Source organism: Prevotellamassilia timonensis (genome assembly GCF_021531665.1).
Taxonomy (GTDB): Bacteria; Bacteroidota; Bacteroidia; order Bacteroidales; family Bacteroidaceae; genus Alloprevotella.
Genome location: NZ_JADYUH010000068.1, coordinates 1 through 13,521, shown reverse-complemented (window position 1 = coordinate 13,521; position 13,521 = coordinate 1). Strand labels below are relative to the sequence as shown.

At 51.7% G+C, this 13,521-nt stretch carries 14 protein-coding genes; 9 read left to right on the top strand and 5 right to left on the bottom strand.

Annotated elements, in window-relative coordinates; genetic code table 11:
* Positions 1 to 302 precede the first annotated feature (302 nt).
* From I6E40_RS09555 to I6E40_RS09535, 5 genes are all read right to left on the bottom strand, one after another.
* Positions 303 to 500 (bottom strand): hypothetical protein, encoded by a 198-nt coding sequence (locus tag I6E40_RS09555; protein ID WP_235386812.1) that lies wholly within the window; start codon positions 498 to 500, stop codon positions 303 to 305.
* A gap of 155 nt (positions 501 to 655) precedes the next feature.
* On the bottom strand, positions 656 to 1,993 hold the full coding sequence (gene gdhA / locus I6E40_RS09550; RefSeq protein ID WP_235386811.1) for an NADP-specific glutamate dehydrogenase: 1,338 nt from the start codon (positions 1,991 to 1,993) through the stop codon (positions 656 to 658).
* A 439-nt stretch (positions 1,994 to 2,432) separates the two neighbouring features.
* Positions 2,433 to 2,630 carry a hypothetical protein gene (locus I6E40_RS09545; RefSeq protein ID WP_235386810.1) on the bottom strand — a complete coding sequence of 66 codons (198 nt, stop codon included), beginning with the start codon at positions 2,628 to 2,630 and terminating at the stop codon, positions 2,433 to 2,435.
* A gap of 102 nt (positions 2,631 to 2,732) precedes the next feature.
* Entirely contained in the window at positions 2,733 to 3,131 is a 399-nt protein-coding gene (locus I6E40_RS09540) for a phage holin family protein (RefSeq protein ID WP_235386809.1), read from the bottom strand.
* A 73-nt stretch (positions 3,132 to 3,204) separates the two neighbouring features.
* Complete coding sequence (locus I6E40_RS09535; RefSeq protein WP_235386808.1) at positions 3,205 to 3,411, bottom strand: YtxH domain-containing protein; 207 nt, start codon at positions 3,409 to 3,411, stop codon at positions 3,205 to 3,207.
* Positions 3,412 to 3,823: 412 nt separating this feature from the next.
* Between I6E40_RS09535 and I6E40_RS09530 the strand changes: the two genes are divergently transcribed.
* From I6E40_RS09530 to I6E40_RS09490, 9 genes are all read left to right on the top strand, one after another.
* Positions 3,824 to 4,345, top strand: a complete 522-nt coding sequence (locus I6E40_RS09530) for an SPOR domain-containing protein (protein WP_235386807.1) — start codon at positions 3,824 to 3,826, stop codon at positions 4,343 to 4,345.
* Positions 4,346 to 4,374: 29 nt separating this feature from the next.
* Entirely contained in the window at positions 4,375 to 5,445 is a 1,071-nt protein-coding gene (rlmN, locus tag I6E40_RS09525; protein ID WP_235386806.1) for a 23S rRNA (adenine(2503)-C(2))-methyltransferase RlmN, read from the top strand.
* 15 nt (positions 5,446 to 5,460) lie between these two features.
* Positions 5,461 to 6,663 carry a 4-hydroxythreonine-4-phosphate dehydrogenase PdxA gene (gene pdxA, locus I6E40_RS09520; protein WP_235386805.1) on the top strand — a complete coding sequence of 401 codons (1,203 nt, stop codon included), beginning with the start codon at positions 5,461 to 5,463 and terminating at the stop codon, positions 6,661 to 6,663.
* A gap of 12 nt (positions 6,664 to 6,675) precedes the next feature.
* Positions 6,676 to 7,377, top strand: a complete 702-nt coding sequence (locus tag I6E40_RS09515) for an NDP-sugar synthase (RefSeq protein WP_235386804.1) — start codon at positions 6,676 to 6,678, stop codon at positions 7,375 to 7,377.
* A gap of 32 nt (positions 7,378 to 7,409) precedes the next feature.
* The gene (locus I6E40_RS09510) at positions 7,410 to 8,273 is read left to right on the top strand and encodes a RimK family alpha-L-glutamate ligase (protein WP_235386803.1); all 864 of its coding nucleotides are present in this window, start codon (positions 7,410 to 7,412) and stop codon (positions 8,271 to 8,273) included.
* A gap of 67 nt (positions 8,274 to 8,340) precedes the next feature.
* On the top strand, positions 8,341 to 9,321 hold the full coding sequence (locus tag I6E40_RS09505) for a CDP-alcohol phosphatidyltransferase family protein (RefSeq protein ID WP_235386802.1): 981 nt from the start codon (positions 8,341 to 8,343) through the stop codon (positions 9,319 to 9,321).
* On the top strand, positions 9,264 to 10,265 hold the full coding sequence (locus I6E40_RS09500) for a lysylphosphatidylglycerol synthase transmembrane domain-containing protein (RefSeq protein ID WP_235386801.1): 1,002 nt from the start codon (positions 9,264 to 9,266) through the stop codon (positions 10,263 to 10,265). The genes I6E40_RS09505 and I6E40_RS09500 overlap by 58 nt, the downstream gene beginning before the upstream one ends.
* 59 nt (positions 10,266 to 10,324) lie before the next feature.
* A complete protein-coding gene (locus tag I6E40_RS09495) occupies positions 10,325 to 11,107 on the top strand; it encodes an HAD family hydrolase (protein ID WP_235386800.1) in 783 nt (260 codons plus the stop codon).
* 130 nt (positions 11,108 to 11,237) lie between these two features.
* The gene (locus I6E40_RS09490) at positions 11,238 to 13,364 is read left to right on the top strand and encodes an OmpA family protein (RefSeq protein WP_235386799.1); all 2,127 of its coding nucleotides are present in this window, start codon (positions 11,238 to 11,240) and stop codon (positions 13,362 to 13,364) included.
* The last annotated feature ends 157 nt before the right edge of the window (positions 13,365 to 13,521 follow it).

Below are 13,521 nucleotides of genomic sequence, written 5' to 3'. Positions count from 1 at the left end.
GGGCGTTGGGTGTGGAAAATTTTGGAGGCGGTGTGTCATAATAGCCAATCTGCTGCGTTGCTATCGGATTCGGACTTGGTCATGTACTTCAGTACAATCCCTGCGCCCTCATCCTCAGCGCCTTGCATCTTATCTATTCTGACGCACCTTCGAGGGCGTACAGCACTCCAGGCTAAGATACTCCCTCCCTCTCTTCCTCTCTTTGACTCTTTGTCTCTTTGACTTTTTGACTCTTTGTCTCTTTGACTCTTTGTCTCTTTGACTCTCAATAGAAACTGTCACCACCGGAAACCAGCCTATCTTCACTTTCTCATCTCAAGCACTATTTCTAAATAGGTTTTCTTGCCTTCCACATAGTCGGCAAAGACTTCTTCCTCACTGCGATTCTTGAGCACGTGGCATCTTCCACAAATTTCGCAGTTGTGCTGACACTTCCATTCGTTCTTCACAAACGCAAGTCGCTCCTCCTTGGTGGATGTAGCAATGTTTGGTGCGGTCATTTTGAGAAAACAGTTTGTGATGAAAATGCTTGGATGCAAACGCTGACCGAGGCAAAGTTCATCAATGAAAGGGGTGTCCTAAGAAAAATCAGATTGATTTGATTTTTAGAACACCCCTGCAGATTTTCAGATTTTCAGATTTCGAAAGCAGATTGTCAGAGAATTCCCTGCTGCATCATGGCGCGTGCAACTTTCATGAAGCCTGCGATGTTCGCGCCTTTGACGAAGTTGATGTGGTTGGCGTCCAAGCGCCCGTAGCGCACGCACTGGTCGTGGATGTCCTTCATGATTTGTTGCAAACGGGCATCCACTTCCGCTGCCGTCCAAGAGAGATGAATCGCATTTTGCGTCATTTCCAAACCGGAGGTTGCCACGCCGCCGGCATTGACTGCCTTGCCCGGAGCGAAGGGAATCTTGTGGTCGTTGAAGAAATCCACCGCTTCGGCGGTGCATCCCATGTTGCTGACCTCTGCCACCAGTTTCACGCCGTTGTCCTTGAGCATCTGCGCGTCGGCGAGATTGAGTTCGTTCTGCGTGGCACAGGGCAGGGCAATATCTACGTGCTGTTCCCACGGTTTCTTGCCCGGGAAGAAGGTGGCTTCGGGATAGCGCTCAGCATAGGGGGCAACGATGTCCTCTCCGGAGAGACGCAATTCCAACATATAGTCGATCTTGTCGCCGGAAACGCCTTTCGGGTCATAAACATAACCGTCAGGTCCGCTGAGGGTGACGACTTTTGCGCCCATTTCAACGGCTTTTGTCACCGCACCCCAAGCCACGTTTCCGAAGCCAGAGACGGCGATGGTCTTGCCGGCAATGTCCATGTCAAAGTCCGCCAACATCTGGCGCACGAAGTAGAGGGCTCCGAAGCCGGTTGCCTCGGGACGAAGCAGCGAACCACCAAACTCAAGTCCTTTTCCGGTGAAAGTGCCGGTGTGTTCTCGGGAGAGTTTTTTGTACATGCCGAACATGTAGCCCACCTCTCTGCCTCCGACGCCGATGTCTCCGGCTGGCACGTCTTGGTCAGGACCGAGGTTGCGCCAAAGTTCCACCATGAACGCTTGGCAGAAACGCATGATTTCTGCTTCGCTGCGTCCGCGCGGTGCAAAGTCCGAACCACCTTTTGCGCCGCCCATGGGCAGCGTGGTCAGTGCATTCTTGAAGGTCTGTTCGAAACCGAGGAATTTCAAGATGCTGAGATTGACGGAGGGATGGAAACGAATGCCGCCTTTGTAGGGACCGATGGCGTTGTTGAACTGCACGCGGTGACCGAGATTCACGTGCACATCGCCGTGGTCATCGACCCAGGGCACGCGAAAGGTCAGAATGCGGTCGGGTTCCACGAGGCGTTCCATCAGACGCACTTTCTCAAATTCGGGGTGTTCGTTATAGACGTCCTCCACGGAGGTGAGCACCTCCTGCACGGCTTGAAGAAACTCCGGTTCGTTGGGATGACGTTTTTGCAAATCTTGCAGAATGATTTCTTTTTTCATGCTATTGTGTGATTTAAGGTCAGGTGAAGCCTGTGTGATTTAAAGTCAGGTTGAAGCCTGTGTGATTTAAAGTCAGGTGAATTGCAGAAACAATGACAAATGTAAAGCGTGATTTCAGATTTGCGAGGTGTTGAGTCGCAAAAACCGTTTGTAATATGCTCTAAAACATGTAATCTTTGACAAAATGTTAGTTTTGTGTTAGACAAAAGGGGGGTTCTTTAAATTACGGGATAAGGAACGTTCAAAAGAAAGTGCTTACGTTTTGGTTGGTCTCTTAGCGCGCCCTTTTGTAAGTTTCGTCAGTCGCAAAAGGGGTGACCGAAGTGACGTTCAAGAAAAAAAGGCGGGACGGCGTCGGTGCGATGCGACACAGTCCCGTTGAAGTTTTGTTTGTGGGGTGTTCAAAAATGCAGGAAGAAATGAGTTCCTTTTGTGAGGTTCATCTTCTCTTTTTCCGATGGAAGGCGCCCAGAACGCGACCGAACCTGCGCCAAAGTTTGAAGCCGAGCATGATGCCGTCATAGAGCGCAAAACCTTTTTCAATTCGGCTCACCCAAGTCAGGGTGGGGGAATCGGTGGGCGGCGGAGAGAAAAGAGTGCGTGTGAGCACGACGATGTTTTCTTTGCTCTTCTTCAATTCAATTTTGTTTTGCCGACTCAATTCATTGAGTTGCTGCAGTGTAAGTCCTTTTCCTTCCATAAAAGTATAAATGCGTCAGAGAGACTGCGTTCTTTCGCGTCAGAGTTTTTGGTTAGGTTCGTTTGCTTCGTTTGTTTCGTTTTCGTCATTCTTCACGAGGAGAGCGGAGACGAAGCGAACGATGGGTTCTTTGATCCAGGCGTTTCGTTTGAAATAGATGAGTGCGGCGAGCAGAGCATAGGCAAGTGCGATGAGGGCATAGCCCAATGCTTCGCTTCCCACCCAACTCGCGACGATCGAACTCAGCGCAAAGGTGAGTACGAGCAGGACGGCGCCAAGGAGAATGATGATGACGGCGGCGAGAGCGATGGCTGCGAGAAGTTGGCTGAGGATGAGCGTGGCATCCAGTTTGATTTGTTTCTCTCGCAGTTGAATGTAGCGTTTGATTTCGTTGCCGAGCGAGGCAATGATTTCAATGTTTTTGTCGTTGGAGAACACCTTTGAAAAGAGTTAGGTTCATGAAAAAAGGGGCTGCGCTCATTGTTTGTGCCACAGCCCCTTCAAGAATTTCTCAGTCGTTGGCAGGCTGGAGTTCGTCGGCGATGTCGTCCACGAGACTTTCCATTTCCTTTTTGCTGAGTTTGATGCCACGTTTGCGGATTTGCTCCATGATTTTTTCACGGGTTTCTGAGCCCTTTTCAGGTGCAAAAAGAATGCCGCAGGCTGCGCCAACTGCTGCGCCGCCGAGGAATGCTGCTAAAATGCTAAGTCCTTTCATAGTGTTTATAATTTAAAGGTGAGAAAAGTTTGATTCACTCAAATGATGAAAACGTCGGCAGACGAGAAAGAGAGGCTGAGCGTAAAAGCGGGGACAAGCCGGTCGTCACGTCTGCTTTGTTTCTTCGTGCCAAAAATACGCATTTTGTCTGTTTCCCCGCATTTTTATGAGATAAAATGACCAAAAAGGAAGAGAAAAAAGCGGCTTTTTTAGTTTTTATGGTTGTTTAACGTGGAAAAAAACGAGCAAAAAGAGGCGTTTTTGTAACTTTGCGAACGTCAAACAAAATGCTCCGATTGTGAGAAGTATGCGCGGAGTTTTCCGTTCGTGTTTCACCCTTTTGTTTTTTTGAAGGATGCAAGGGGAAAGCCTTTTGTTTGCGCAAAACCTTTTTTTATCAGCAAAACACTCTATGAAAAGAAAAATCTTTTTGGTTGCAAGCCTCTGTTCCATGGTCGTTCTGACCGGTTGTAAATCACGTGAGAAGGCATATCGTCAGGCTTTTGAATTGGCTCAGGAGAACGAGCAGACCACTACCACTCCCACAACGCCCGTGGCAGTAGTGACCACTCCGACTGAAGTGAAAGAAACTCCCGTGCAGCCCGTCACCCCCGTTCAACCTTCAACCGTGGACAACGTGGAAGTTCGCACCATTGATGCAGGTTTCACCGTGCTGCCCGGCTACAATCCCCTCAAAGCATACAGCGTTCAGGTCGGAAGTTTCGTGACTCAGGCAAATGCAGAAAGAGCAGCCGCTACCCTCAAGCAGGAAGGTTATGATGCTCGTGTGCTTCAGACCAATGAAGTCATCAAAGGACGCACCGGATGGTTCCGCGTGATTGCTTCTTCTTTCGATGACAAAGCATCCGCCGTCTCTTCCCGCGAATCCCTCCGCTCTCGCTATCCCGACGCTTGGATTCTCTATCGAAAATAATCTCGGAACTGTTTGAGGCAGATAAATCCGTGACAACCCAACATTTAATAGGCTTGACGCCGGACGAACTGCAACAAGTCGCCCGGCGTTTAGGTTTTCCGGCTTTTGTTGGAAAACAAATCGCTGATTGGCTCTACAAAAAACACGTGGAAGGCATTGACGAAATGTCAAACCTCTCCAAAAAGGTGCGCGCCACTCTGCAAAGCGAAGGCTATGCGGTGGGGGCGCGAAAACCTGTCAAGTGTCAGCGCTCGAAAGACGGAACGGTTAAATATCTTTTCCCCACAACAGACGGACACTTTGTCGAAACAGTCTATATTCCCGACAAAGAACGCGCCACGCTCTGCGTCAGTTGTCAAGTGGGATGCAAAATGAAGTGCGCCTTCTGCATGACGGGACGCCAGGGCTTTGTCAGCTCCCTTTCCGCCGCCGACATTTTGAATCAGATTTATTCCTTGCCGGAGCGAGACACGCTGACCAACATCGTGTTCATGGGACAGGGCGAACCGTTTGACAATTTGGACGCCGTCATGCGTGCCATTGAAGTGCTCACCGCCGAATGGGGACACGCCTGGAGTCCGAAGCGCATCACAGTTTCCACCGTTGGCTTGCAGAAAGGTTTTGACCGTTTCCTCAACGAGTCCAAGTGTCATCTCGCCATCAGCCTTCACCATCCGATTCCTTCAGAACGCGCAGAAATCATGCCCGCTGAAAAGGCTTTCGGCATCAAGCAAATCGTCGAACTGCTGAAACAGCAGGATTTTTGCACCCGCCGCAAAATGCCGGTGGAACAAGGCGTGCATCAGCGCAGGCTTTCGTTTGAATACATCGTGTTCCAAGGCATCAACGACAGCATCTCCCACGCCAAAGCACTGCTCCGACTGTTGGATGGATTGGAATGCAGAGTCAATCTCATCCGTTTCCATGACATTCCCGACACTCCGCTCCACGGCGTGGACGAGAAGAGAATGACAGAATTTCGCGACTACCTCACATCCCATGGTCTCTTCACCACCATTCGTGCTTCTCGAGGACAGGACATCTTTGCTGCCTGCGGTTTGCTGAGCACGGCGGAGAAAGAGGCTGAAGGCACACCATAATATATATAGCAATCTATGTCAAGATTTATACACGTCAATCCACTTCCCAACGAGGAAGCACCGATTCAGACGCCCGCCAAGAAAATCAAAGTGGGAATCACACAAGGTGACACCAACGGCGTGGGTTATGAACTCATCTGCAAAGTCTTCTCCGAAGCAGGAATGCTTGACCTTTGCACGCCTGTCATCTTCGGGCATCTGAAGGTGGCGAACTATCACAAAAAAGGGCTGGGCTACAACCTTTCCTTCCATGTCGTTCCTTCCGCAGCCGATGCTGTCAGCGACCGAATCAACTTTGTCAACTGTTCTGACGAAGAAATCAACGTGGAGTTTGGACAACCCGGAAAAGATGCAGGCACTGCCGCCTTCGTCGCACTCGAGAAAGCCACTGAGGCTCTCTTCAAAGGCGAGGTGGACGTACTCGTCACACTTCCCATCAACAAAGCCAACATTCAGAGCGAAGAGTTCCACTTCCCGGGACACACTGAATATCTCCAAAGCCGCTTCATCGCCCTGCAAGGCGAAGTGAAGCCTGAGTCAGCAGAAGAAGAAAAGACGGTTGAAACAGAAAACGGAGGAGAAGCGGAAGCCAATGTGGTCACAAAGAATCAGCCGCTGATGATTCTCCTCAACTCAAAAATGAGAATCGCTTTGGTTTCCACCCATCTTCCGATTTCAGAAGTGGCAAGTGCTGTCACGCCGGAGAACCTCGAACTCAAGTTGCGCCTCTTCCATCAGTCGCTTCGAAGAGATTTCGGACTTTCCAATCCGCGCATTGCGGTGCTCGCTCTCAACCCTCATGCCGGCGACCACGGTCTGCTCGGACGTGAGGAAGAGGAAGTCATTCGCCCGGTCATTGAGAAGATGACAAACTGCGGCATCACCTGCATGGGACCCTTTGCTGCAGACGGTTTCTTTGGTGCGGGAATGTATAGTCACTTTGATGGTGTGCTCGCCATGTATCACGACCAGGGACTCGCCGCTTTCAAGGCTTTGTCCTTTGACGACGGCGTGAATTTCACCGCCGGTTTGCCTTTCGTCAGAACCTCGCCCGACCATGGCACCGCCTATGACATCGCAGGCAAGAATCAGGCTTCGCCCGACTCCTTCCGTCATGCCATCTACACGGCTCTGGATGTTTGGAGAACACGCCGTGCCTTTGACGAAGCACACCGCAATCCGCTGCCGAAACTCTATCAGGAAAGAAAAGAAAGATAGAAGGAGCGCCACATGAAGTTTGCCATCATTGCGGCGGGAGAAGGTTCCCGCTTGCAGGAAGAAGGAATTGAATCACCCAAACCTCTGGTTGAAATCAGGGGCGAGAAACTCTTGGAAAGGCTCGTCAGAATCTTTCGACAAAACGGGGCGGAAGAAATTGTCATCATTGTCAACGCCCACACGCCGAGAACCGAACGTTTCGTCAAGACTCTGGAAGGTGACGATTTGAGAGTTGTTGTCAAATCCACGCCCAGTTCCATGCACAGTTTCTTTGAACTGAGTGCGTTTCTGACTGACGCTCCTTTCTGTCTGACCACGGTAGATACCATCTTCAAAGAAGAAGAGTTCGCAGCGTTCATTGAACATTTCAAGAAAAGCGAAGCGGACGGTTGCATGGCGGTGACGGACTTCATCGATGACGAGAAGCCGCTCTTCGTGGGTGTCGATTCCGATTTTCTCATCACGAACTTCTTGGACGAAAGGCAAGACTGTCGCTACGTTTCGGGCGGCATCTATTGTCTCAAACCTGCTGCTTTGCAAACCTTGCGCCGCTGCGTGGAGAGCGGACAGTCACGCATGAGGAACTATCAGCGCGCGCTCATTGCCGAAGGCTTCCGTTTGGAGGCGTGTCCTTTCTCCAAGATTTTGGACATAGACCACGCTTCGGACATTGCCAAAGCCGAAGACTTTCTGCAAGGCGACAAAGTTTCATGACCACGCCTTTCTTTCATCCGTAAAATCTCATCATGCTTGTATTAGGAATCAGACGCTCGCCGCGCTTCAGCCCCAACAGTGTGGATCGCGACGAAGCCATTTTTTCTGCCGTGTCTTCCCGTCTTCTGCGAAAAGGATGCGACGTTTCAGTCATCAGCGAAGACCTTTTTGTGGGCGTGGATGTTTCACGCTTTGATTTGGTCTATTCCATGGCGCGCGGCAGTGACGTCTTGAGTCAGTTGGCGCAGGCAGAAGAAGGCGGCACGCTTGTTGTCAATTCTTCAAAGACACTTCTGTGTCAGCAGCGTGCCGACTTGGTGAAGACGTTTCAAAAAGCAAATGTGCCGATGCCGCCTTTGCAGGTGGTGAATCCCGCGGAAACGCTTGCCGATGCCACTTGCGCAGCGTTGCGTTTTCCCTTGTGGGTCAAGCGCGGCGATTCTTCGGCGATGAGCAGTCACGACGTGGTCTATGTGGCAAAGCCCGACGAACTCCCCGCTGTGCTGGAAGACTTTGCGGAGCGGAACATCAGTTCCGTCATCTTGGAGGCTCATCAGGAAGGGGCGCTTGTCAAGTTCTACGGCGTTCGCGACACAGATTTCTTCTTTGCTTGTCGTGCGGAAGACACCGCTTTCAGTAAGTTTGGTCTTGAAAGCCGCAATGGGCACGGCACAGAAACGGAACTCCCGGTGGAAGCGTTGAAATCTTTGACGCAGCGTGCGGCAGAAGTTTCAAATCTGGAAGTCTATGGCGGCGATGCCATCGTCACCCCCGACGGTCGCTGCGTCTTGATTGATTTCAACGACTGGCCCAGTTTCTCCCCCTGCCGAAAGGCAGCAGCCAAAGCCATCGCCGACTTACTCTGCAAAAAGGCGCAAAGCACTGCGAAAAACTGAACCGAGGAGCCCCCGCGTTGTACAAATAAAAGTTGTACGCATATAATATATATGGAGAACAATATATATGGAGAATAAAATATATATGGAGGACAAAACCACAAAAACGCTTCAAGCCACCTTCAAATCGCAAGACACGGAAGAATGGTTGGACATTCACTTCACCCGCCCGCTCGGCTGGGGAATTGCGTTTGCTTGCGAGAAACTCGGGATTCACCCGAACCTTGTGACGGTGGTCAGCATTCTGCTCGGTGCTTTGGCAGGCTATTTTTTTCATTTCACTGACCTTACTTTGAACTGCGTGGGCATTGGGCTGCTCGTTTTCGCCAATCTTTTGGACAGTGCTGACGGGCAGTTGGCTCGCATGACCGGACAGAAGACGCGCCTCGGACGCGTGCTTGACGGCTTTGCCGGTGACGTCTGGTTCGTTTGCATTTATGCCGCCATCTGCTGGCGTCTTCAATCCGAGTACATTCCTTTCACCGAACTGAAATGGGGCATCGGCATCTGGATGGTTTGCGCCGTGGTCGGCTTTGGCTTCCACGGCAATCAGTGCAAGTTGGCTGACTACTATCGCAACATCCATCTCTTCTTTCTCAAAGGCGTGAAAGGCAGTGAACTTGAGAACTCCGACGCGCTTCGCAAAGAGTTCAAGAACCTTTCGTGGCGCGAGGATTTCATTTGGAAACTCTTTCTTTTCTTCTATGCTCGCTACACCAAAGCACAGGAAGACATGACTCCCGGTTTCCAAAAACTGCACAAGAAGTTGCAAGAAAACTTTCCGAACGGCGTTCTGCCCGCCGCGCTCTGCGAAGACTTCTGCCGGCAGAGTCGCCCGCTGATGGCATACGCCAACATCCTCACTTTCAACACCCGCGCCATTGTGCTCTACGTCTCTCTCCTCGTTGGGCAGCCTTTGTGGTACTTATTGTTTGAAACCATCATTCTCAACGCGCTCTTCATCTTCATGCGGAGGCGTCACGAAAAAATATGTCGAAACTTTGTCGTAACCTCTTCCTCCTCTTCGGATTCGCAGCCATTGTCGTGATGTGCTTCACGATGAAGGTAGAGAAAGAAGTTCTGCTCTCCAGTCTTCGCAACGCCGGTTTCTATTTGCCCGGCGTGCTTGGCGTGTGGGTCATTGTCTATGCCTTCAACGCCCGCGCTTTTCAACTCATTGTGAACACGGGAAGCCATGAGCGCCACCTTTCCTATCGTCACGCCTACAAACTCACTGTCTCCGGTTTTGCCTTTAGTTATACCACCCCCTTTGGTTTCGGCGGCGGTCCCTATCGCGTCATGGAACTCAGTTCCTACATTGGCGTTCCCCACGCCATGTCCTCCGTGGTTCTTTACTCCATGATGCACATTCTCTCCCACATTTGCCTGTGGTTTTTCTCGGCAGTGCTTTTTGCCGTTTTCTATTTTGACCTGATGTCCCCGCTGCTTTGGGTCATCTTTGGTCTCTTCGCAGCCGTGGTGTTGGGCGTGTTCATTCTCTTTCGTTTCTTCTACACTCGCGGGGTGTTGGTGCGCCTTTTCAAACCTTTGCTCCGCATTCCCCTTGTGCGTCGTCCCGCCGCGCGTTTCTTTGAGAAACATGCCGACTCGATGCAGGAGGTGGATGACAACATCGCCTACATCCACTCTCGTCCGCGCGTTTTCAAATATTCTCTCCTCCACGAGTTTCTGGCGCGCGTGGTGAATGCGATGGAGTATTATCTGATATTACTTTCGCTGAACGTGTCGCTCACCTATGTCGATGCCATCCTTGTGCTTGCATTCTCTTCGCTCATCGGCAACCTGCTTTTCTTCCTTCCCATGCAGTTGGGAGCCCGCGAGGGTGGACTTTCGCTGGCGGTGCGTTTCCTCGGACTTTCCGCGCCCGGCATCGGCGTTTTCACAGGCATCTACACCCGCATTCGCGAACTCTTTTGGATTTTCATCGGCGTCACGCTGGTCAAAGTGGGCAACCGCAGGCTCATGCGGTGAGTCTTTCCGGAAAGAGCAATTCTTTACGACAGTTCTATACATTATTATATATATAGCAGATGAACAAAGTCTATCTTTTTGACTATGGTGGCACGTTGGACTCCTGCGCGACCCATTGGTTCTATGTGATAGCCGAAAGTTGGAATCGCCGCTTCAAAAACAGTCTTGGTCACAACCTCTCGGACGAAAAGTTGCGCGAAGCCTACGTCTTCGCCGAGCGCACGCTTGAACGAGAGCCTCTCATCACTCCCCACGACACTTTCCGCGATGTTTTGCTGAAAAAACTCACGCTTCAGGCTGACGCGCTGGAGAAGAGTGGGGAAGTGCATTTCCACACGCCTGTTTCCAAAAAACTCACCGTGGAGGACATGACAGAAGAGTTGGACGACATGACGAGAGAATGCGTTTGGCTTTCCGGAGATGCCATAGGCGCATTGAGAAACCGCGGGCATCGTCTCTTTTTGGTCTCCAATTTCTACGGAAATCTGCGAACTGTCATTTGTGACTACGGCATTGCCGACCTCTTTGACGACGTCATCGAAAGCGCCGTCGTGGGCATCCGCAAGCCCTCGCCCGAGATTTTCACTTTGGGCGTGAAGGCAGCGGGCGTGGCTCCCGAAGACTGTGTCGTTGTCGGCGACAGCATCAAGAACGACATTCTCCCCGGGCGCGCCGCGGGCTGCCACACGGTTTGGTATCGTGGCAAGCAGTGGGACGCCTCCGTTCAGCCCGATGCATCGCTCGCCGACTTCGTCATTCCTCATCTGAGCCGCCTTGCCTCGCCCGATTGGGAAGAAACTCTTCAAAAAAGCATTCAGGAAAGGGCGCAGCGCAATTTTTGATGAGAAAGACGCAGAAAGATGCGAAAGACGCAGAAAGATGCAGAAAGAACAGCCTCCAAAAGTGGTTTTTCTCTGACCGAGTCACCATAAATCGCGGCTTATACTTACTTTTGCACGTAGTTTCAACTTGATGAAGACTGAAACCGGCAGTTTGGTTTCCTTCGTTTCTCAACCCAACCATTCACTTTTTCTGCCCATGAAAAAGCCTCAGAATCTCCGCTCCTCCTTTTCCCGCGCCCTGTCTCTTTTGTCGGTCGTGCTTCTGCTCGTCTCGTGTGGAAGCATGGAAAAGTCCATGAAGAAAGGAGATGCCGCCTGGGCTTTGGGAGAGTATGCAGAAGCGGCGGCACAGTATAAATCCGCCTACACTCGCTGTCGCCAGAAGGACAAGAAGGTGAGAGCACACGTCGCCTACAAGATGGGCACTGCCTATCGGCGCTACGGAAATGTGGCGCGTGCCGTCGGTGCTTTCCGGACTGCGCAACGCTTCGGCGCAGAAGATTCTCTGACGCTCTTCTATCTTGGCGAGATGCTCCAAAAGCAGGGAAGTTATAAGGCAGCAGCCGAAGCATTTGAGGAGTTCTTGAATCAAAACCCGAAAAACAAGATTGCCCGTAACTATTTGCACGCCTGCCAAACGGCACAGCAGAAGAAGGACGCCGGTTCGGTCTATACCGTCAAACTCGCCTCCGGCTTCAACGGGGCGCGTGCTGACTTCTGCCCTGCCTACATGGGAACGGAAGCGAAAGAACTCTATTTCACCTCCACCCGCAACCAAGCGCTCGGCGAAGACATCAGCGGCATCACCGCCATGAAGAACGGCGACATCTTTGTCGTCAGACAGGACGAAACGGGAAAGTGGAAGGCAGTCGAAAAAATTGAAGGCGACCTCAACTCCGCCGACGATGAAGGTGCCTGCTCCTTCTCCGCCGATGGTCAGACCATGTATCTCACCGTCTGCAAAACCGACCCGCAATATCCGCGCATGGCGGAGATTTGGACTTCCAAGCGCTCCGATGCGAAGTGGAGCAAACCTTCCGCCTTGAAAATCACGGGCGACACGCTTTCTTCCTATGCTCATCCCGCCGTCTCGCCGGACGGCAAGTGGCTCTACTTCACCTCCGACATGCCGGGCGGGCAGGGCGGTCTGGACCTTTGGCGCGTCATGATTGGCGGAGACCACGGCATGGGGGCACTTGAAAACCTCGGAGCCGACATCAACACGCCCGGCGACGAATGTTTCCCTGCGCTGCGACCCGATGGAGAACTCTATTTTTCTTCCTCCGGTCGTGACGACTCCATGGGCGGCTTGGACCTCTACAGAGCACGCGAGGACTCCGCTTCTCACCGCTGGACGGTGGAACATTTGCCTGCGCCGATGAACAGTTTCGGCGACGACTTCGGCATCACCTTTGAAGGTCTCCACAACCGAGGCTACTTCTCTTCCTCACGCTCCACGGGTGGCAGAGGCTGGGACAAAATCTATGAGTTTTCCTATCCCGAAGTGCTCCAAACCGTGAAAGGTTGGGTCTATGAGCAGGATGGCTACGAACTGCCTGCTGCCCAAGTCTATATGATTGGCGATGACGGCACGAACGAAAAGTTTGGCGTCATGCCCGACGGCTCTTTTGAAAAAACACTCAAACCCGGCGTGCGCTATCTCTTCCTCGCCACAGCCGATGAGCACCTCAATTTGAAAAACGAATTGAACGTGCCGAATGTGGAGGAAGAGAAGCAATATGTGCTTCAGTTCCCGCTTCCGGGCATGCACATCCCCGTACTCGTTCGCAACGTCTTCTATGAATTTGACAAAGCGGACCTGACCGAAAACTCTTGCGAAGCGCTCGACCGCCTGACAAAAATGCTGAAGGAGAACCCGAACGTCACCATTGAACTTGCCGCACACTGCGACTTCCGAGGCAACGATGACTACAATCTCCGACTCTCCCAGCGAAGAGCAGAAAGTGTAGTGAAATATCTCACGGAGCACGGCATCGAGCCGGACCGCCTCACACCGAAAGGCTACGGCGAACAAATGCCGAAGGTGGTGAACAAGAAACTCACTGAAACCTACGCCTTCCTCCATGAGGGCGACACGCTCACCATTCCCTACATCCTCAAACTCACACCCGAGGAACAGGAAATCTGTCACGCCCTGAACCGTCGCACCGAGTTCCGCGTGCTCCGCACAACCTACGGGCTCTTTGACGAAGACGGAAAACTCAAAGCGGACTTGAACAAAAAGGAAGAAGAGTAGGGAAGGAGACCTACTCACTTGAAGACCTCCGCGTTGTTTCTCAACCGACTTTGCTCCAACCCCTCAAAACCTTTCGGTCATTTCTAGTAATATGAAAATAATAAGTTGCGTCAGATTTGAATTAGATTTTCGAGGTCAGATTTTCACCCGAAGAAGG

Excerpts from the sequence above, each read along its gene's own strand:
- I6E40_RS09515 (WP_235386804.1), top strand. The coding sequence starts at position 6,676 with ATGAAGTTTGCCATCATTGCGGCGGGAGAAGGTTCCCGCTTGCAGGAA.
- I6E40_RS09510 (WP_235386803.1), top strand. The coding sequence starts at position 7,410 with ATGCTTGTATTAGGAATCAGACGCTCGCCGCGCTTCAGCCCCAACAGT.
- I6E40_RS09535 (WP_235386808.1), bottom strand. The coding sequence starts at position 3,411 with ATGAAAGGACTTAGCATTTTAGCAGCATTCCTCGGCGGCGCAGCAGTT.
- I6E40_RS09530 (WP_235386807.1), top strand. The coding sequence starts at position 3,824 with ATGAAAAGAAAAATCTTTTTGGTTGCAAGCCTCTGTTCCATGGTCGTT.
- I6E40_RS09495 (WP_235386800.1), top strand. The coding sequence starts at position 10,325 with ATGAACAAAGTCTATCTTTTTGACTATGGTGGCACGTTGGACTCCTGC.
- I6E40_RS09500 (WP_235386801.1), top strand. The coding sequence starts at position 9,264 with ATGTCGAAACTTTGTCGTAACCTCTTCCTCCTCTTCGGATTCGCAGCC.
- I6E40_RS09555 (WP_235386812.1), bottom strand. The coding sequence starts at position 500 with ATGACCGCACCAAACATTGCTACATCCACCAAGGAGGAGCGACTTGCG.
- pdxA (WP_235386805.1), top strand. The coding sequence starts at position 5,461 with ATGTCAAGATTTATACACGTCAATCCACTTCCCAACGAGGAAGCACCG.
- I6E40_RS09490 (WP_235386799.1), top strand. The coding sequence starts at position 11,238 with ATGAAGACTGAAACCGGCAGTTTGGTTTCCTTCGTTTCTCAACCCAAC.
- I6E40_RS09505 (WP_235386802.1), top strand. The coding sequence starts at position 8,341 with ATGGAGAATAAAATATATATGGAGGACAAAACCACAAAAACGCTTCAA.
- gdhA (WP_235386811.1), bottom strand. The coding sequence starts at position 1,993 with ATGAAAAAAGAAATCATTCTGCAAGATTTGCAAAAACGTCATCCCAAC.